Annotated in this window: 13 protein-coding genes and 1 tRNA gene; 5 read left to right on the top strand and 9 right to left on the bottom strand. The window is 67.9% G+C overall.

All coding sequences use genetic code 11. From position 1 onward, the window contains the following. Window position 1 precedes the first annotated feature (1 nt). A complete protein-coding gene (gene hemN / locus ACFPO9_RS11055; RefSeq protein ID WP_379770558.1) occupies window positions 2-1432 on the bottom strand; it encodes an oxygen-independent coproporphyrinogen III oxidase in 1431 nt (476 codons plus the stop codon). Between the two features lie 161 nt (window positions 1433-1593). Here hemN and ACFPO9_RS11060 point away from each other — a divergent pair, with 161 nt between their 5' ends. Beyond that, the gene (locus ACFPO9_RS11060; RefSeq protein ID WP_379770561.1) at window positions 1594-1944 is read left to right on the top strand and encodes an MmcQ/YjbR family DNA-binding protein; all 351 of its coding nucleotides are present in this window, start codon (window positions 1594-1596) and stop codon (window positions 1942-1944) included. Here the strand turns inward: ACFPO9_RS11060 and ACFPO9_RS11065 are convergent. Next, window positions 1941-3488, bottom strand: coding sequence for a methyl-accepting chemotaxis protein (locus tag ACFPO9_RS11065; RefSeq protein WP_379770563.1), 1548 nt, complete (start codon window positions 3486-3488; stop codon window positions 1941-1943). The genes ACFPO9_RS11060 and ACFPO9_RS11065 overlap by 4 nt on opposite strands. A 210-nt stretch (window positions 3489-3698) precedes the next feature. Here ACFPO9_RS11065 and ACFPO9_RS11070 point away from each other — a divergent pair, with 210 nt between their 5' ends. From ACFPO9_RS11070 to ACFPO9_RS11080, 3 genes are all read left to right on the top strand, one after another. Continuing rightward, complete coding sequence (locus tag ACFPO9_RS11070) at window positions 3699-7724, top strand: Pls/PosA family non-ribosomal peptide synthetase (protein ID WP_379770566.1); 4026 nt, start codon at window positions 3699-3701, stop codon at window positions 7722-7724. A gap of 139 nt (window positions 7725-7863) precedes the next feature. Further along, on the top strand, window positions 7864-8391 hold the full coding sequence (locus tag ACFPO9_RS11075; protein WP_379770568.1) for a 4'-phosphopantetheinyl transferase family protein: 528 nt from the start codon (window positions 7864-7866) through the stop codon (window positions 8389-8391). 35 nt (window positions 8392-8426) lie between these two features. Beyond that, window positions 8427-9686: a metal-dependent hydrolase gene (locus tag ACFPO9_RS11080; RefSeq protein WP_379770570.1), complete on the top strand. Its 1260-nt coding sequence runs from the start codon at window positions 8427-8429 to the stop codon at window positions 9684-9686. A 41-nt stretch (window positions 9687-9727) separates the two neighbouring features. Here ACFPO9_RS11080 and ACFPO9_RS11085 read toward each other — a convergent pair whose 3' ends face one another. The 5 genes from ACFPO9_RS11085 to ACFPO9_RS11105 form a co-directional block, all read right to left on the bottom strand. Then, entirely contained in the window at window positions 9728-10741 is a 1014-nt protein-coding gene (locus ACFPO9_RS11085; protein WP_379770572.1) for a LacI family DNA-binding transcriptional regulator, read from the bottom strand. Window positions 10742-10808: 67 nt separating this feature from the next. Beyond that, window positions 10809-12254 (bottom strand): glycoside hydrolase family 30 protein, encoded by a 1446-nt coding sequence (locus tag ACFPO9_RS11090; protein WP_379770575.1) that lies wholly within the window; start codon window positions 12252-12254, stop codon window positions 10809-10811. A gap of 22 nt (window positions 12255-12276) precedes the next feature. Next, on the bottom strand, window positions 12277-14988 hold the full coding sequence (locus ACFPO9_RS11095; protein ID WP_379770577.1) for a TonB-dependent receptor: 2712 nt from the start codon (window positions 14986-14988) through the stop codon (window positions 12277-12279). A gap of 277 nt (window positions 14989-15265) precedes the next feature. Continuing rightward, on the bottom strand, window positions 15266-16732 hold the full coding sequence (locus tag ACFPO9_RS11100) for a glycoside hydrolase family 30 protein (RefSeq protein WP_379770579.1): 1467 nt from the start codon (window positions 16730-16732) through the stop codon (window positions 15266-15268). Between the two features lie 148 nt (window positions 16733-16880). Beyond that, window positions 16881-16951 (bottom strand) — tRNA-Cys (locus ACFPO9_RS11105). A 79-nt stretch (window positions 16952-17030) separates the two neighbouring features. On the opposite strand from ACFPO9_RS11105, the gene ACFPO9_RS11110 reads away from it, so the two are divergent. Beyond that, on the top strand, window positions 17031-17432 hold the full coding sequence (locus ACFPO9_RS11110) for a hypothetical protein (protein ID WP_379770582.1): 402 nt from the start codon (window positions 17031-17033) through the stop codon (window positions 17430-17432). A gap of 13 nt (window positions 17433-17445) precedes the next feature. On the opposite strand, the gene ACFPO9_RS11115 is transcribed toward ACFPO9_RS11110, so the two are convergent. Together ACFPO9_RS11115 and ACFPO9_RS11120 are read right to left on the bottom strand one after the other, a co-directional pair. Next, complete coding sequence (locus ACFPO9_RS11115) at window positions 17446-18525, bottom strand: DJ-1/PfpI family protein (protein ID WP_379770584.1); 1080 nt, start codon at window positions 18523-18525, stop codon at window positions 17446-17448. A gap of 99 nt (window positions 18526-18624) precedes the next feature. Beyond that, window positions 18625-19743: a GlxA family transcriptional regulator gene (locus tag ACFPO9_RS11120; protein ID WP_379770586.1), complete on the bottom strand. Its 1119-nt coding sequence runs from the start codon at window positions 19741-19743 to the stop codon at window positions 18625-18627. Between the last annotated feature and the right edge of the window lie 15 nt (window positions 19744-19758).

Consider the following 19758-nt stretch of genomic DNA (forward strand, 5'->3'; position numbering starts at 1 on the left):
CTCACACGGTCTTCGAGTAACGCGGGCCGGCGCTGGGCACGGCCAGGTAGCGGTCGAAGACCATGCACACATTCCGGATCAGCAGGCGGCCACGCGAAGACACGCTGATCCAGTCGCCGTTCACGCTCACCAGGCCATCGTCCTCCATCGCCTTCAGCTGCGCCAGCTCGGCGGCGAAATACTGGCGGAACACGACCGGGAAGGCTTGCTCGATCGTGGAGACCGACAGCTCGAACTGGCACATCAGCTTCTGGATCACGGTGCGGCGCAGGACGTCGTCCATGTTCAGGCGGGCGCCGCGCGCCACCGGCAGCTCGTTGCGGTCGAGCGCGTCGTAGTAGGCCTCCAGGGTCTTGACGTTCTGGCTGTAGGTCGCGCCCACGGCGCCGATGGCGGACACGCCGCAGGACACGAGGTCCGTATCGGCATGCGTCGAATAGCCCTGGAAGTTGCGGTGCAGGCGGCCCTGGCGCTGGGCGATGGCGAGGTCGTCGTCGGGCTTGGCGAAATGGTCCATGCCGATGTAGACGTAGCCGGCGGCGGTGAGGCGCTCGATGCACAGCTGGAGCATGCGCAGCTTGGCGTCGCTGTCCGGCATGTCTTCGTCGAGGATGCGCCGCTGCGGTTTGAACAGGTGCGGCAGATGGGCATAGTGGTAGACGGCGATGCGGTCCGGGTCCGCGACCACCACCTTTTCCAGGGTCGCGGCCATGGTCGTCGGGGTCTGCCTGGGCAGGCCGTAGATCAGGTCGATGCTGACCGAGCGGAAGCCGGCGTCGCGCGCGGCGCCGATGATGGCGCGCGTCTCCGCTTCCGGCTGGATGCGGTTGACGGCCTTCTGCACGTCGGCATCGAAGTCCTGCACGCCCAGGCTGATGCGGTTGAAGCCTTGCGCCCGCAGGCTGTGCACGCGCTCGGCGGACACGGTGCGCGGATCGACTTCGATCGCGTACTCGCCCACGTTGTCGGGGGCGAAGCGGAAGCAGCGGCGCAGGTGGTCCATCAGCTCGCCCATCTGCGCATCACTCAGATAAGTCGGGGTGCCGCCGCCGAAGTGCAGCTGCTCGATGTCGTTCATCCCCGCGAACAGCCGGCCCTGCATCTCGGTTTCGCGCTTCAGGTAGGCCAGGTAGGTGGCCGCCCGTTCGCGGTTCCTGGTGACGATCTTGTTGCAGGCGCAGTAGTAGCAGACCGTGTCGCAGAAGGGAATGTGCAGGTAGAGCGACAACGGGCGCGCATTGCCGCGCGTGCGGCGGTCGGCCACGGCGTGCAGGTAGTCGCGGTAGCCGAAGCTGTCCGAGAAGCGGTCGGCTGTCGGGTAGGAGGTGTAGCGCGGGCCGGACTTGCCGAGGCGGGAGAGCAGGCCGGCATCGAAATCGACGGTGGGCTGGAAGGCCAGGACCTTGGCCGGTACTTCGTACAACTGCGTCATGTGGAAACTCCTTGCGGACGCCGCCGAGGGGCAGCGTAGTTTAAGCAGGGAGTCTATTGATCCGGATCAGGAAAATCTTTGACGTGCATCAAAATTTTCCGAGGTCGCTTGAGCGTCGCGCTACTATGGATGCGTGCTTGACACGATAGGGAGTACAGCAAATGGATTTCGAAGCCGCCAAGCGGCTGTGCCGCACGTTCGCGGGCTGCACGGAGGACGTCAAATGGGGCGCCGACCTGGTCTTCTCGGTCGGCGAAAAAATGTTCGCGGTGACCGCCAACGCGGCGCCTGCCGAAGGCATCAGCTTCAAGGTCGACGACGACCGCTTCCTGGAGCTCACCGATCGTCCCGGGATCATCCCGGCGCCCTACCTGGCGCGCGCCAAGTGGGTTCATGTCAGCAGGGAGGCCGATTTGTCGGACCAGGAAGCCGCCCAGCTGCTGCGCCGGTCCTACGAGCTGGTGCACGCCAGGCTGAGCAGGAAGCTGCAGCGCGAGATCGGCGCCGCCTAGGCCGCCGTCTTGAACACCGACAGCGCCTGCACCAGGTGACTGGCCTGCCCGGCCACGTTGCCCGAGGCCGCAGCCGCCTCCTCCACCAGCGCCGCGTTCTCGCGCGTGATCCCGTCCAGCGCGCGCATCGCCGCATCCGCCTGCGCAATTCCCTCGTGCTGCTCGCGCGAGGCCAGCGTGATGCCGTGCATGATGCGCGCCGCGTCCTGCACCGAGGCCACCACTTCGCGCATGGTCTGCCCGGCCGCGCCGACGTACTCGTTGCCCTGCCCGACCTTGGCGACCGAATCCTCGATCAGCAGCTTGATCTCCTTGGCGGCGCCGGCCGAGCGCTGGGCCAGCGAGCGCACCTCGCCGGCGACCACCGCGAAGCCCCTGCCCTGCTCGCCGGCGCGGGCCGCCTCGACGGCCGCGTTCAGCGCCAGGATATTGGTCTGGAAGGCGATGCCGTCGATCAGGCCGATGATGTCGACGATGCGCGTGGCCGAGCCGCTGATCTGGCCCATGGTCGCGCCCACCTGCTGCACCGACGATCCGGCGCGCTCGGCCACGCTGGAGGCGGCGCCCACCAGGCCGTCGGCGCGCACCGCGCTGTCAAGGTTGCTGCCGGCCGCCGCGGCCACCTGGGCCAGGCTGGCCGCGGTCTGTTCCAGGCTGGCGGCCTGCGCCTCGGTACGGCGGGCCAGGTCCTGGTTACCGGCCGCGATGCCGCGCGAAGCCGCTTCGATCGAGGCGACGTTGGCGCGGACGTCGCCGACGATCGCGGTCAGGTTGAGATTCAGCTGGCGCAGCGCCAGCAGCAGGTGGCCGACTTCGTCGTCGCGGCCGGCGGGCGGCATGTGCGAGAGGTCGCCGCCGGCCAGGGCATGGACCGCGTCTTCGGCCTGCTGCAGCGGGCGCACGATGGCGCGCCGCAGTTCGCTCCAGGCCAGCAGCGTGAACAAAGCCCCGGCGCCGGCCAGCACCCGCCACAGCGTGCCGTCGACGGCCGTGGCCAGCGCCGCCAGCAGCGCGGACTGCGTGCCCAGCATCAGCGCAAGACGGCGGCCCAGCGGCAGGTTGCGCAGGCTCGCCACACGCGCCAGCCAGCCGGTGCGGACGGCGACGCCGCGCCGGATCGCCAGGCCCTTCGCTTTGCCGGTCCGCAAGCGGCGGTACAGTTCTTCGGCCTCCTTCACCTGCTCGCGCGCGGGACGGGTGCGCACCGACATGTAGCCGACCGTGGCGCCGTTTTCCTTGATCGGCACCACGTTCGCCACCACCCAGTAAAAGTCGCCGTTCTTGCGGCGGTTCTTGACCATGCCGGTCCACGGCAGGCCGGCCTTCAGCGTTCGCCACAGGTCGGCGAAGGCTTCCGGCGGCATGTCCGGATGGCGGACGATATTGTGGGCCTTGCCGATCAGCTCATCAAGCTGGAAGCCGCTGACCTCGACGAAGGTCGGGTTGACGTAGGTGATGCGGCCCTTGGTATCGGTTTTGGAGACGATGGACTGGCCATCCCGAAGATGGTATTCGATGCCGGTGACCGGCAGGTTGGTGCGCACGAGACTTCCTTTATTTCCATACAGCAACATCTGCTATGCGGATTGTATAGACCTCAGGCAATATAAATCCTTGATCTAGATCAAAAACGCCAGCGAATCGGGCGCCCAGGTAAAAATGCGTAAACGCGCTGCTGAACAATCGCGAAATGTTGTACGCTGCGCCCATGTGCCCGCTCTTGTTTGCCCCCTGTTTGCCCTCATCTGCCGTCGATGAATGACATTTCCTATCTGACACGGCATCCCGATGTCCTCTACGGCCCGCACCAGCCCGAACTGCTGCGCGACGAAATCCTGGCCGACCTGCTGGAAGCCAGCGCCCGCCGTACGCCGGAGCGGACCGCCCTGCTGACCGGCGAGCGGCGGCTCAGCTACCGCGAACTCGACCAACTGGCCAGCCTCGCCTGCTCGCGCCTGATCGAGGCCGGGATCCAGCCCGGCGACATCGTCGGCCTGTGGATGCCGCGCGGCGCCGAGCTGCTCATCATGCAGGCCGCGATCGCCAAGGCCGGCGCGGCCTGGCTGCCGGTCGACGAGGACACCCCGGTCGAGCGCCTGCTGGTCTGCATGGAGGATGCCGGTTCGCCGGCCCTGGTCAGCAGCGAGAGCATGGGCGAGCGCCTGGCCGGCGTCGACCGCCCGGTCCACACGGCCGAGAGCCTGCTGGCGCCCGCGCCGGCCGGCTATGAGCTCAAGCGCCGCGGTCCCGTGTCCGGCAGCGCACCCGCCTACGTCATCTACACCTCCGGTTCGACCGGCAAGCCGAAGGGCATCCTGATCGACCAGCGCAGCATCTGCCACTTCCTGCGCAGCGAAAACGAAGTGCTGGGCGTGCGCGCCGACGACACCGTCTACCAGGGCTTCTCGGTCGCCTTCGACATGTCCTTCGAGGAGATCTGGATCTCCTATCTCGTGGGCGCCACGCTCTGGCTCGGGCCGAAGGAGACGGCCGGCGATCCGGAAGCCCTGCCGCGCCTGCTGAACGAGAACGGCGTCACGGTGCTGCACGCGGTGCCGACCCTGCTGGCCCTGTTCGCCGAGGACGTGCCCAGCCTGCGCATCATCAACCTGGGCGGCGAGATGTGCCCGGAAACCGTGGTCGAGCGCTTCTCCAGGCCCGGCCGCCAGATGTTCAACACCTACGGCCCGACCGAGGCCACGGTGTCGGCCAGCCTGGCGCGCCTCGAACCGGGCAAGCTGATCACGATCGGCCATCCGCTGCCGAACTACGGGCTGCTGGTCATCTCCACGGACACGGAAAAGGGCCTGCAGATCCTGCCGCGCGGCGACACCGGCGAGCTGTGCATCATCGGCCCCGGCCTGTCGAGCGGCTACCTGGGCCGGCCCGACCTGACCGCCGAGAAATTCCAGCCGAATCCCTGGACCTCCGGCCCCGACGACCTGCGCCTCTACCGTACCGGCGACCTCGCGCGCATCGAACCCGACGGCCAGGTGGTCTGCCTGGGCCGCACCGACGACCAGGTCAAGATCCGCGGCTTCCGCGTCGAGCTGGGCGAGATCGAAGCCGTGCTGGCCCAGCAGGATGGCATCGGCACCACCGCTGTCCTGCTGCGCAAGGATGACGGCATCGACCGCCTGGTGGCCTATCTCGTGCCCGCCGCGGGGGCCACCGGCGAGCAGCTTGCCGCGCCAACGCTGCGCAAAGCCCTGGCCGAACGCCTGCCGCCCTACATGGTGCCGAGCCGCTTCGAAGTGCTGACGGTGATGCCGCGCCTGACCTCGGGCAAGATCGACCGCAAGGCCTTGAAGGCGACGGCCCTGAGCGCGCCGCTGCCCAGCGACGCCTTCGACTCCGACATGCCCGAGACCGCGGCCGAAGAAGCCCTGTTCGCGGCGCTGGCCCAGCTGTTCCCGGGCCAGCCGATCCGGCGCGAGCTGGACTTCTTCAGCGACCTGGGCGGCCACTCCTTCTTCGCCGCGCGCCTGGCGACGGCCCTGCGCAAGGACCCGGCCTTCGCCCACATGACGGTGCGCGACATCTACCAGAACCGCCAGGTCGGCGCGATCGCCTCCGTCCTCGACCAGGCCGCCGGCACCGCCCGCATCGAGCAGGACTGGACGCCGCCGCCATCCGCGCGGCGCTGGGCCTGCGGGATAGCCCAGCTGGCCGCGGTGCCAGTGCTGGTCACGCTGCGCATGGCGCAGTGGCTGGCGCCCTTCTTCACTTACCACTTCATGACCGGCGACCCCGGCGACTCGATCGCGCGCGCGATCGCGGCCTCGATCGGGGTGTTCCTGCTCGCCACCGTGATGGAGTTCGTGTTCGCCGCCGCCGGCAAATGGCTGGTGGCGGGCCGCTTGACCCCCGGCAGCTATCCGCTGTGGGGCATGACCTATTACCGCTGGTGGCTGGCGGACCGCCTGGTCGAGGCGGCGCCGACCTATCTGCTGGCCGGCTCCTCGCTGTACGGCTGGTGGCTGCGCCTGCTGGGCGCGAAGATCGGCAAGGACGTCGTGATCGGCTCGATGACCCTGCGTTCGCCGGACCTGTTCACGCTGGGCCACAACGTCAGCATCGGCAACGGCGTCAACTTCGAGAACGCGCGCGTCGAGCGCGGCCGCCTGCTGCTGGGTCCGATCCACCTCGATGACGATGCCTGCGTCTCGTCCTATGCGGTCCTCGAAGGGAACACGCGGGTGGGACGCCGCGGCCACCTAGAAGGCCAGTCGGCGCTGGCCGATGGCGTGGAAGTGCCCGACGGCCGCGTGTGGGCAGGTTCGCCCGCGCGCGACGCCGGCGCCTTCGACCCCTCGGCCCTGCCGCCGCGCCCGATCGCGAGCCGCGCGCGCCTGCTTGGCGAGGCCCTGTTCTTCGTGTTCGGCATCCTGCTGGTGGCGACCCTGTTCTTCATGCCGGTCTTCCCGAGCTTCGTGCTGATCGACTGGTTCGACGAGCGCGGCACCCTGGCATGGCTGCAGGCCAGCACCATCCACGGGCAGCTGATCCGCTACTTCGTGCTGGCCCTCCCCGCCAGCGCGGTACTGATCGCACTGACCATGCTGGTGTCGGCGGCGATCCGCTGGGGCTTCCTGCCGCGCCTCCAGCCCGGCCGCTCGGCCGTGCATTCGAACACCTACTGCAAGAAGTGGCTGGTCTCGCACATCCAGGAATCCAGCCTGAACGTCCTGCACGGCATCTACGCGACCGTGTTCGCGCCGTTCTGGTACCGCCTGCTGGGCGCCAAGGTGGGCCGCGACGCCGAGATCTCGACCGCGCTGGGCGTGGTGCCCGACATGCTGACCCTCGGCGACGAAACCTTCATTGCCGACGCCGTGATGCTGGGCGACGAACAGATCGACGGCGGCTGGATGACGATGGAGCCGACCGTGGTCTCGAACCGTTCCTTCGTCGGCAACGGCAGCTACATCCCGGACGGCACCGTGCTGCCCGAAGGCGTGCTGGTGGGCGTGCACACGCATGCGCCGGCCAACGAGCGCATGACGGGCGGCGACACCTGGCTCGGCTCCCCGCCCATCCACCTGCCGGCGCGCGAGCAGGTCAGCGGCTACCCCGAACACCTGACCTACCGGCCCTCGATGGCGCGCCGCCTGGGCCGCACGCTGGTGGAGGCCTTCCGCATCGTGGCGCCGCACGCGGTGGTGATCGCGGTCGGCTACACGGTGGTGCTGGACCTGATGCCGCTGGCCGGCGCCGGGCGCTGGGGCGAGGTGGTCTGGTACCTGGCCCTGATCGGCCTGGTCTACGGGATCGGCAACTACCTGTTCGTGCTGGCCTTCAAATGGCTGCTGCTGGGCCGCTACAAGAAGCGCGCGGAACCGATGTGGACGCCCTTCGTCTGGCTGTCCGAGGGCGTCACCAATATGTACGAGGGCATCGCCGTCCCCAACTTCATGCGCTACCTGCGCGGCACGCCCTGGCTGCCGCTGGCCTTCAACCTGCTCGGCTGCCGCATCGGCAAGGGCGTGTACATGGACACCACCGACATCACGGAATTCGACTGCGTCCACATCGGCGACCATAGCGAGCTGAATGCCCTATCCTGCCCGCAGACCCACCTGTTCGAGGACCGCGTGATGAAGATCGACCGCGTCGATATCGGCAGCAAGGTCTACATCGGCCCGCGCAGCGCGGTGCTGTACAGCGCCAGGGTGGGCGACAACGCGCGCATCGGGCCGCTGACGCTGGTGATGAAGGGCGAGCATATCCCGGCGGCGACCGGCTGGAATGGCTTGCCGGCGGCGCCGCAGCGGGATTGAGGAGCGGATGATGATACCGGTGCAGTGGCGGACCATGGGCGCTTCCCCGCCCCCGCCGGCGCATGGCGGCCAGGGGTTCGATGCTTCGGCCGGCTCTCGTCGGTTAGTTGCAAATTGTGATGAAACGGATGGCGTTGCCGTGATCGGCATCCAGGACCAGCCGGACCGCGAAGCGGCGCGCCGCGCGATCCGGGAAGCGATCGTGGCCGAACTCGCGGCCCTCGGCGGCCTGGCGCCGCATCGCATCGCCCTGCACACGCCGGAGGGCCAGCTTCCCTACGCCCTGCTCGACACGCCCTTGGGCCAGCGCCGCGCCTGGATCGCCATCAGCCACGACGGCGCGCTGTCGCTGGCCGCGATCTCCCTGCAGGGTCCGGTCGGCATCGATGTCACGCTGGTCATGGACATTTCGGACTGGGCGCCGGTGGCGCGCGACTACCTCGGACCGGAAGTGGCGGCGGCACTGGCCGCCCTGCCCGCCGCCGGGCGCGCGGAGGCTTTCGCCCGCGCCTGGAGCGAACGCGAGGCGCGCCTGAAATACCTGGGCCGCGAACTCATCGAATGGAGCGCGGAGGGGGATGCCGGACTGGCGGGCTGCCGCTGCCTGCCGCTGGCGCTGCCCGAGGGCTATGCCGGCGTACTCGCGCTCCCGCCCGACGCAGCCTGACAGCGCCGAGCTTGCAATAAGGGTAAGATTGCAGAATGGATAATCTTACCCACTCCGTCGTCGGCCTCGGCATCGGCGCCCTGATCGACCGCAGCCTCGCTGCCGAAGCGAACCCCGACAACGGCCGGATCCGCTCGCGCATGCTGCTCGTCATCGGCTGCCTGGCCAGCAATTTCCCCGACCTCGACCTGGTGCTGACGCCCCTGCTCGATCCGCCGCTGGGCTATTTGCTGCATCACCGCGGGCACACGCATACGCTGCTTGCCGCGCTGTTCGAGGCGACCCTGCTGCTGGCCCTGGTTTGGGCACTGTGGCCGGCAGCGCGGCGCCTGCAGGCGGCAAGCAGCCGGGCGCGCTGGGGCGCGGTGCTGGCCTCCTTCGGCGGGCTGGCCCTGCATATCGGCATGGACAGCCTGAACGTCTACGGCGTCCACCCCTTCTGGCCCTTCGACCCGAACTGGTATTACGGCGACCTGGTGTTCATCGTCGAGCCGGTGTTCTGGATCGCTTTCGGGGTGCCGCTGGCGGCCCTGGTGCGCAGCCGGCCGCTGCGCCTGCTGTGGCTGGCCGTGATCGCCCTGGCGCCGCTGGCCGCGACCCTGCTCGGATTCCTGCAATGGGGATCGTTCGCCGGCCTGTTGGCGCTGGGATTGCTGCTGGCCTGGATCCAGCGCCGCAATGACGAGCACCATGGCGAGAGCAGGTCCGAGCGCGGACGCATCGCGCTGGCCGCCGGCCTCGCGGCCTGCCTGGCCTGGGTCGGCGTGCAGGCGCTGTCGCTGCAGCAGGCGCGCGCCATCGTCGCCGCCGAAGTGAAACGCATCGATCCGGGCGAGCGCCTGCTGGACACGGCGCTTTCGGCCTACCCCGCGAATCCGCTGTGCTGGTCCTTCGTGACGGTGGCCAGGACCGGCGCGATGGGCGCCGGCACCGTGCACCTGCGGCGCGGCATGCTGAGCCTTGCACCGGGTTTGACGCCGGTGTCGCACTGCCCGGCGCGCATCGCCGGCCCGGCGCTCGAGGATGCGCCGCCGCAGCTTGCGTGGCAGGCGGAAGACCGCCAGCCGCTGGCGACGCTGCGGCAAACGGCCGCGCGCGACTGCCGGGTGAACGCCTGGCTGCGCTTCGCGCGCGCGCCCTCGCTGGCGGACGGCGTGGCGACCGATTTGCGCTGGGGCGAGCCGGGCAACCGCAATTTCTCGACCATGACGTATGCCGGCCAGGGCGCAAAGCCCTGCCCGCATCCGGTGCCGGGCTGGGGCTATCCGCGGGCGGACCTGCTGCAGGGACGCTGACGCCCCGCTGTGCAAGGCAGCCGGGCGCGGACGACGGTTTCCTATCCCCGGGCCGGCCGCGCGAGCGACGCCCTCAAACTCACGCTCACCGGAAAAGTCCGCGTCAGCGGCCGCTCGTAGCCATAGCAAAGATTGAGCAGCGCCGCGACCCCGCTGCGGGTCATCTCGCGCCAGGGGATGTGGACGGAGCTCAGGCGCGGCGCCGAGTAGGCGGCGCTGGGCACGTCGTCGTAGCCGATCACGGACACGTCCCGCGGCACGCGGATGCCGGCTTCGTGGAAGCAGGCCAGCGCGCCCAGCGCCATCTCGTCGTTGGCGCAGAACACCGCGGTGAACGGCCGGCCCGAAGCCAGCAGCGCCTGTGCCGCCGACCAGCCGCCGTCCGAGGAAAAGTCGCACTCCGCCATCCACAGGCCGGCGGTGTCGATGCCGCCCGCCTCGAGCTCCTGCATGAAGCCGGCGATGCGGTCGATATTGTCGGCCACGTCCGCGGGCCCGCCGATCACGGCGATCTCGCGGTGCGCATGGTCCAGCAGCGCGCGCGCCGCCAGCCGGCCGCCCAGGCGGTGGTCGACCGTGAAGCATTGTCCGGGGATGCTGTCGAAGCTGTGATTCAGCAGGACCAGCTTGCCGCGCCTGGGGCCGAGGGCCTCCAGGTCTTCTTCCAGCAGGGGGCTGGTGAGCACGATCACGCCGTCGCAGCCGCGCTCGAACAGGAAGCCGACGCCGTCGATCGCCTGCCGGCGCGCGCCTTCGCGCCCGATACCGAAGGCGACCATCATGTGCAGGCCGGCGCCGCGCAGTTCGGCGTCCACGATCTGCAGCATCGCCGTGTAGAAGGTGCCGGACATCAGCGGGATGTAGACCCCGATCATGCGGCTGCTGCCGTAGAGGAGCGAACGCGCCGCGTGCGAGGGACGGTAGCCCAGCGTGGCGATGGCCTTGCGCACGCGCTCCAGCTTCGCCGGCGACACCGAGCCCTTGCCGCGCACCACGCGCGACGCGGTGCCCAGGCCGACGCCGGCCAGGCGCGCTACGTCCTTGATAGTCGACACTGAGTTTCCCCTCCCCGGCCCAAGCATACTGCAAGCCGGGGCCGGGCGCAGCAGCTTTAGCAGGCCTTTAGCGGACCGCGGTCTGGATCGCGTGGGCCGGGATGTCGACCGCGACTTCCTGGCCGTCGACGACCAGGCGGTAGTGCTGCGGCTGCGCGGTCTTGTTCATCACCACCACCGCCAGGCTGCCATCTAGGTTGCGGAAGGCGGTCGCATCCAGCGTGCTGCGGCTGGTGGCGGCGCTCACGCGGCGCGCCTTCGGCCGGATGTAGCGGGTGAAGTGGCCCATGTAGGCGTAGCTCGGCGTATAAATCAGCTGGCCGTCGTCGCTCGCATGCAGCAGCGCGAAGCAGTAGTTGCCGACGTGGTTGGGACCGCCGCGGCTGTCGAGCAGCATGTTCCAGTCGACCCAGCCGCTGGAGCCGGCATTCAGGTCGGCCAGGATCTCGCTGCCGTAACGCTCGCCATTGGCCCAGGACTGCATCTGCGTGGGGTCGAAGTGCTCGATCGACGACTCGGTCAACAGGAAAGGCACGTCAGGGTATGCCTCATGCACGGCGGCCAGGTTGCGGTGCATGGGCTCACCCTTGGCCCATGTCTCGTACCAGTGGTAGCCGACGCCCCAGATATACGGGCGCGCCTTCTTGTCCGCCAGGATGTGGGCGGCGCGCTGCGGCAGCAGGTCGCGGTTGTGGTCCCAGACGATCACCTTCTTGTCCTGCAGGCCGGCGGCGCTCAGCGCGGGGCCGAGGTGGTCGCCGAGGAAGCGGGTCTCGTCCTCGGCGGTGTAGATCATCGACTCCCACTTCTGCTTGGCCATCGGCTCGTTCTGGATCGACAGGCCCCACAGTGGGATGCCGGCCTTTTCATAGGCCTTGACGAACTTGACGATGTACTGGGCCCAGGTGTCGCGGTATTCCGGCAGCAGGGTGCCGCCGCCGACCATGCTGCCGTTCGACTTCATCCAGCTTGGGGCGCTCCAGGGCGAGGCGAACACGCGCATCCGGGTGCCGTAGCCGCCGCCCGCCGCCAGCGCCTGGCGCATCAGCGGCACGCGGTACTTCATGTCGTGGGCGATGCTGAAGGAGGCCAGCGCACGGTCGCCGTCCTTCACATAGGTGTAGCTGCCGCTGCTGAAGTCCGAGCTGTGGATGGTGGTGCGCAGGACGCTGTAGCCCAGGCCCTGCTTCGGATCGAAGTAGGCGGCCAGGAAGGCCTTCTGCTGCGCCGGGGTCAGCTTGGCATAGGTCTCGGCGGTGGCGTCGGTGACGGCGCCGCCGAAGCCGAACACTTCCTGGAAGCTGCGCCGGGTATCCACGAACACCGCAATCTCGGTCTCCATCGGCTGCGTGGCCGGGCGCGCCGCGCCCAGGGCCTGCGGCACGAAGCGCTCGCCCGCGCCCTGGGCCGTGGTGTAGACCTGCCACTGGCTGTTGGCGGCCAGCGCCGTGCCGCCCGCGGCCGTCATCAGGGCGGCGCACAGCAGCCGCATCGCAAATCGTTTGGTCGTCAATGTCTTCTCCTTGTCGCGCCGCTTACAGCTTGTAGTTCAGGCCCAGCAGGATCTGGCGGCCGTAGGTCGTGTAGCGCTCCGGCGCGTAGGCGCCGCTGCTGAACGGGTCGCCCTGCATGGTCTGGTAAGGCTGGTTGTGCAGGTTGTTCGCCTGCAGCAGCAGGCCCAGGTTCTTGAAGCGGCCTTCCTGGAACTCGTAGCCGATCTGGACGTCGATCTGGCGCTCGGCGCGGATCTCGCTGAAGGCGCGCTGGGCGAACAGGCCGGTGACCTCGCCGCGGAAGGCGGAGCGGTAGCGTTCCGAGATACGCGCCGAGAAGCCGTTCTTTTCATAGAAGGCGGTCAGGTTCGCCACCACGCCGGACAGGCCGGGCAGCTTTTCCCTGGTCCCCGGACCGTTCGGGTGGATCGAGCTGTCGGTGCCGGAGGCGCTGGCCTGCAGGCCGAAACCATCCAGGCGGTTCCACAGCATGTTCAGCTGCATCGACGCGGTCAGCTCGATGCCGCGCACGAAGCCGCCCTGCCCGTTGGCCGGCTGGTTGATGGTGCCGATGCTTTGCAGCGGGACCACCGCGCTCGAATTCGGGAAGCCGGTGTAGTCGAACTCGCGCTGCTGGTTGTAGATATAGCTCTTCAGGTCCTTGAAGAAGTAAGCCGCCGACACGTAACTGCCCTTGCTGATGTAGTGCTCCAGCGAGAGGTCGTAGGAGTTGGCGCGCCACGGCTCCAGCTTCGGATTGCCGCCGCTGCCGCTCCACATGCGGGTGGTCTGGTCCACGCCCGCCTGGATGCCGGCGCGCATGTCGGACATGCGCGGACGGGCCACGGTCTTGGCCGCGCCGAAGCGCAGGTAGGTGTCGCCGACGTAGTTGCCGAGGTCGAAGTTCAGGTTCAGGCTGGGCAGGACGTCGTTGTAGGAAGAACCGCCGCGAATGTCCGTGATCACGCCGTTGTTGACCGCCTTGCCCTCGGCCTGCTGGTTGACGTGGACGTACTGGACGCCGGCATTGCCGCGCACCGGCACCTTGCCGAGCGCGGTGTCGATGCCGAGGCGGAGGTAGCCGAGGGTCTGCTTCTCGGTGACGCTCCAGTCCTGCTGGGCGACGTCGGTATCGACCGGCATCTTGTCGTAGTAACGGTCGATGGCGGCGATCGGATCGAAAGTCAGCACGCCCGGGATGCCGGCCCAGGCCAGCGAGGTGGTCGGCTGGATGATGTCGGAACCCACGGTCGTGATCGCGCGGTTGTTCTTCAGCGCGTACAGCTGCGACACGTCCTCGTGCGACTTCTCGCGCTGCGAGTAGCTCAGGCCGGCCTGGACGTCGCGGAAGAAGCCGTCCATTTCGTGCTTCGCGCTCAGCTTGGCGGCGCCCAGCGTGTCCTCGACGATCGGATGGTGCATGGTGGCGTCGTGGCCCCAGCCGCCGACGTCGGTCAGGCGGATGATGGCGGGATTCGTGAAATCCACGCTCGGGGTGAAGCGCGGCAGGCCGGCGCCCACCGGGATCTGGAACTGGAAGTTATTGTCGGTCACGTGCGAGCCGGCCGGACCCAGGCCGGCATAGGTCTCGGAGGTGGTTTCCTTGCGCTTGGCCGAGGAATAGGACAGGTCGCTGTCCAGGGTCCAGCGCTTGGCCAGCTTCACGTTGTTGTTGAAGCCCGCGGCGAACAGGTTGTCCTTGCGGCTGTTGTAGTCGTTGCGGACGATGGGTTCGAGGTTGACCAGCGCGCCGCCGGTCAGCAGGCGGGTGCCGCCGATGGTCTGGATCTGCGGGTTGCTGTAGGTGACGTCGCTCCACTGGTGCGAGTTCCACATCATGCCGCGCATGATTTCCTTCTGGTCGAACTGCGAGTAGTACAGGTCGAGCACCGAGCGCACATCGCGGTTCGGCTTGTAGTCGATCACCGCCATCAGGCCGTCGCGCACCTGCTTGCGCGAGGTGGCCGTGACTTCGGCGCCCTTCAGGCCGACCACGTCCTCGTTCCCCGGCGGCAGCTTGTTCTGGTCGCCCCACCACCAGGACTTGTATTCCTTCTGCTGGCCCGGCGAATCCAGGTGGGCATAGCCGACCGCGATGCCCAGGGTGTTGTTCATGAACTGGTCGATGTAGGAGATCGAGGCGCGGCCGCCGTTGTCCGACCAGCCGTTATTCAGCTTGCCGTTACCGTTGTGCTCACCGCGCAGGTTGACGGCGATGGTGCGGCCGCGGCGGTCCAGCGGGCGCACGGCGCGCAGGTCGATGGTGCCGGACAGGCCGGCCGCCGTCATCGCCGCATCCGGGGTCTTGTACACGGTCACGCCGCCGAGCAGCTCGGACGGGTACTGGTCGAACTCGGCGCTGCGGTCGTTGCTGGTGGACGTCTGCTCGCGGCCGTTCAACAGGGTCACGCCGAAGTCCGGCGCCAGGCCGCGCAGCGAGATCACCTGGGCGCGGCCGGCCACGCGCTGCGCGGTGAGGCCAGGCAGGCGCGCGATCGATTCGGCGATCGAGGTGTCCGGCAGCTTGCCGATGTCTTCCGCGGTGATGGCCTCGACGATGTTGTCGGCATCCTTCTTGATGGCGATCGAGCTCTCGATACTGCCGCGGATGCCGGTGACGACCACCTGCGAGGGCGCGCCGTCCTGGGTGCTGTCCTGGGCCATGGCGCCGCCACCCCACAGCAGCGCGGCGCAGGCGGCGGCGATCGGGGTGACGGACAAGGGATGGGCGCGGCGGGTGCTTGGGTGAGCCATGTTTCTGTCTCCTGAATGTTTTTATGGTGCGAGTATGGAAACGTTGCCAAACCAAGATCTTAAAAATGGAAACGTTGCCAATTCAGAGGGCACCCGTTTCCGCTAATCGGTTCGGCTCGGTAGTCAGCCTTCATCGCAGCTGGCCTCCCTGTCCAGTCCCCTGCCGCCCGGGATTGGAAACGTTGCCAAATGCTGTGTTGACATTATCAGCTTGCTCGAATTTCAATGTCAATAGTGAAGGTGCGTGTGCGCAACAGCTGACGCACCCTTCACACACTTATTTCCAGAGCAGCGTGGCCACGCTGGACCCCGGCAGCGTGTAGCGGAAGGAGGCCTTGCCCACCTTGACCGCGACCGTGCGCGCGGCGGCCTCGCCGTTCGCCAGCAGCAGCACGACGCCGCCGTCCGGATTGCGGAAGGCGACATTGGCCACACCCTCCGACGCTTCGCTGGAGGCGATGCGGCGCGCCCCCGGCAGCACGAAGCGGCTGGCGTGGGCCAGCGCGTAATACTCGACGTTGCGGGTGACGGTCCCCGTCTTCGAATCGATGGTGACGACGCCGCGGCAGTCCTTGCAGCCGCCCAGGTGCGGGCCGTCCTTCTCGTCCAGCGCCAGGTTCCAGAACAGGACGCCGCGCGCCCAGCCGCGGGTGGTGTCGATCACGAGGGTCTTCGTGAAGTACTGCAGGTTCTTGGCCCAGTCCGGCGACCAGCGCCCGCCCGAGCACTCGGTGAACCAGGTGTCCTTGGCCGGGAATTTGTCATGCACGGTCGCTTGCACCTCCGACTTGCCGGCGTAGCAGTGCCAGGCGACGCCGCTCACGTACTTTGCCGCCTGCGGGTCGGCCAGCACGGTGGCCGGCGAATCCGGCTCGTCCCAGTTGTGGTCCCAGTCGAAGATCGCGGTGCCGGGGTTGGCGCGCGCCAGCAGCGGGCCGAGATGGCCGCCGATGAAAGCGGCGCGCCTGGCCGGGTCGACACGCATGCCGGGATAGTCGCCGGGTTCGAAATGCGGCTCGTTCTGCAGCGTCAGCGCCGAGATGGCGACGCCCTCCGCCTTCATCGCATCGACGTAGCGGTTCAGGTAGCGCGCGAAGGCGTCGTAGGCTTCGGGCTTCAGCGAGCCCTTGACCAGGCTGTCGCTGCTCTTCATCCAGCCCGGCGCGCTCCAAGGCGAGGCCATCACCTTCAGCTGCGGATTGATCTTCAGCGCCGCCTTCACCGCCGGCAGCACGGTGTCGCGCTGGGCGGCGATCGAGAAGTGCCGGAGCTGCGGGTCCTTCTCCCCCGCCGGCATGTCGTCGAAGCTGTAGTGGGTACGCGAGAAGTCGGAGGCGCCGATGGTCAGGCGGGTGAAGGACAGGCCGATGCCCGGATTTTTTCCTTGTCCCCGGCCGAACAGCTCGCGCATCAGGGCTTCGCGCTGAGCCGGCTGCATCTTTTGCTGGATCAGCCAGGCCGAGGCGTCGGTGATGGCCGCGCCGAAGCCGGCGATCTGCTGGTAACTGGTGCCGGGATCGACCTCGATCACCGGCGTGCCGGCGGCCATCTTGACCATCGCGCTGCTGAAGCTGGCGTCGGCTTCGCGGGAGAGCAGCCTGGTCTGGTCGCCGGTGGTGAGCCAGGCCTGGACCGTCGGGCCCTCGCCTTTCTCCGGTGCGGCGGCGGCCGGCCATGCGCTGAACGCCGCGAGCAGCAGGATGGGGAAGGCGCTGCGCAGCCGCAGCCGGTTGGCGAGAGCCATGGTGTTCATCTCCTTTATGAATCGGCAATTGGAAACGTTGCCAAATTTGTGTCGAGAACTATAGCAGAGGTGTTACCGATGTCAACGCGCAAGTGGAAGGAGAAAAAGAAAAGCCCACGCGGCGGTGGGCTGATCGGGAATCCGTTTCAGGCGAGGACAGGAATCGAACCTGTCTACGCGGCTTTGCAAGCCGCTGCATAACCTCTTTGCTACCTCGCCGAAGAGAATGGTACGCGCGCGGCCGAAGCCGTCCATGCGGTGGCGCAAACGGAAAGCGCCGGCATGGCATACTTGCAGCATGAGCACCGATCACAAACTGACATTCGACGAATTGATGCAATTGGCGGCAGCATCGGCGGCGGTCACCCGCGCCTGCGGCTGCGCCATCGACACCTGCCGCGAGTGGACGCGCATCCCCGCCAGCTTCCCCGAGCAGCAGATGCGCATGCTCGGCACCCTGGTCGACGATCCCTACATCGAAGCGAGCTACGAGGAAGTCCATCCGGCCGGAACGAATTACTGGTCGGCCGAGGCGCCGATCGCCTGGCGGCATTATCCGTACAACCGCTGCAGCGTCCTCCAGTGCGGCGTGTGCGGACGCTGCTGCCTGAAGTATGTGGAAGCCGGCGGCTACTATGTCGAGCCGCGCATGCGGGCGCTCGATCCGCGCCTCCTGGTGGACGCCCCGGCCGCGGCCTGAGCGCCGGCCGCCATCACTTCGGTTCGGGATATTCGATTTCCAGCAGCACCAGCCGCAGCGTACGCTCGCCGTAGCGTGCGCCGATATCCTTCAGGGCCAGGTCGAGGATCCTGCCCGGCGGCGTCGCTTCCAGCGGCGGCAGCACCCGGTCCAGCTTCTCGATGCCGCCCACCCGGTCCGGCAGCAGCGTCAGGCCGCCGCGGGTCTTGACCGGCCCCGCCGCGTCGGCCACCGAGACGACGTGGCCGCGCAGGGTGGCGGCATAGGCCTCGACCTGCCACGCAAGCCCGATCTCGTCCACGCCCGGCGCCACGCGCACGCCCACCTGCTCGCTCCCGTGCAGCGCCTTGTTGCGGGCCGCGGTCACGCCATCCATGACACTGAATCCGAACGCATCGCTGTCATGGCGCGTGCTCCAGTCGGCGACGCCCAGGCGCTGCGCCAGCTCGTCGGCCCGTTCCTTGCCGGCGATGGCCGCGACCAGTGCGATCGAGACCGGCATCGCCGCCGTGATCCCTGCGCTCGAGACGATCTTGCCGTCGGCGACAAAGCGCACGTTCTTCAGCCAGCGCGTCTCGGGATACTTCTTGACGCGCATCTGGTGGGTGCTCCAGTGCCCGGTGGCGCTGTGGCCGCGCGTCAGCCCGGCGTTCGCCAGCACCAGCGAACCATTGCAGATGCTGATCAGGGTTGCGCCCTTTTTCGCCTGCGCCGAGATCCATGCGAGCAGGCTGGCGTCGTCGTTCTTTTCCATGGCCGGCACGATCACGTAGTCGGCGCCATCGGGAAAGCGCTGGTCGAATTCCTCGGTGCTGCGGTCGGCCTGGACGCGCAAGGGCGGGAGCGTCATCGGGCCGGCGGCGGTCGACACGCTCACCACCTCGGCGACGCCGGATTGGGACAGGACGCCGTAGGGAATCACGAAGTCCGACAAGACGGTGCCGCTGTTTTCGCCCACCACGGCGACCACCGGCCTGCTCCGGCCGAAGCGGTCGGCATAGGGCGCGATCTGGCCCGGCGGTTCGCCGGCATGGGCCAGCAAAGCGCACAAGGACAGCAAGACAAACAGCAGGGGGCGAACAAATCGTTTCATGGCCAGCTCCAGTTTTCAAAAGTGGAGCTACTGTAGGGCGCAATGCCCCGGCATACCAGACAGGATGCCGTCGATTACTGCCATTCGCGGCGCGGCCGCTCAGGCCTTGCGCCCGCCTGTGGAGCGAAAACGCTCGCGGAAGTCGGTGGGCGAGATATCGATCTGGCGCTTGAACGCGAGGCGCATGGTCTCGGCCGAGCCGAATCCGCAGCGCTCGGCGATCCGAGCCAGCGACAGCTCGCTGTCGGTCAGCAGGCGCCGCGCAGCGTCGACGCGCAGGCTCTCGACGTATTTTGCGGGCGCGACTTTCATCGTCTCGACAAAGCGGCGCGCGAAGTTCCGCGGGCTCATCGCCATCCGCTCCGCCAGGATCTCTACCGACAGCTCTGACGACAGGTTATCCGACATCCACTGGCCCAGGGCGAAGAAACGGTCAGGATTCTCGGCGTTCGCCTGCGACGCCAGCTGGACGCTGAATTGCGCCTGGCCGCCCGGCCGCTTCAGGAAGACCACCAGCGAGCGCGCCACGCGCATGGCCAGGTCGCGGCCGATACCCGCCTCCAGCAGTGCGAGCGCGTAATCGATGCCCGCCGAAATGCCCGCCGAGCTATGGCAGGCGCCGGCATCCACGAACAGGGCATTGCGCTCCAGTTCGACATCGGGGAAGGCCTGCGCGAACTCGTCGAAATGTGCCCAGTGCGTGGTCGCCCGCTGATGGCGCATCAGGCCGGTGGCGGCGAGCGGAAATGCACCGGTACAAATCGAACCGACCCGCCCCGACCTGCCGCACAGTGCGCGCAAGCCGCCGATGATTTTTTCGTCCCCGATCGCGTCGCGGGCGCCCGGCCCGCCGGCGACGAGCAGCGTATCCGCGCTCAGGCTCGGATCGTGGATCGAGCGGGTCGCCAGCAAGGCAATGCCGGAGGTCGTTTCGACCTGCCCGGCTTCCGGCGCGGCCAGGATGAATTCGTAAGGCGCGGGCCTTCCCTGCCCGCGCTCGATCGTATTGGCCATACTGAAGACGTCGAGCGGACCGGTCACATCCAGCATCTGCGCCGTCGGAAATGCGGCGATCACGATGCGGTGCGGCGAGCCTGCAAAAAATGTAGATCGCAATTTATCCCTTGACCGGTCGATGGTGGCGTTGCCCACATTTTGGCAGAAATCCCGGCCTTCTTGTCTCTCTCCGGGCATCGGCAGCCAGGAGAATTGCTGCACCGGGAAGCTATCCCG

The sequence above is a fragment of the Massilia aerilata genome (assembly GCF_042656905.1).
Lineage (GTDB): Bacteria > Pseudomonadota > Gammaproteobacteria > Burkholderiales > Burkholderiaceae_D > Telluria > Telluria aerilata.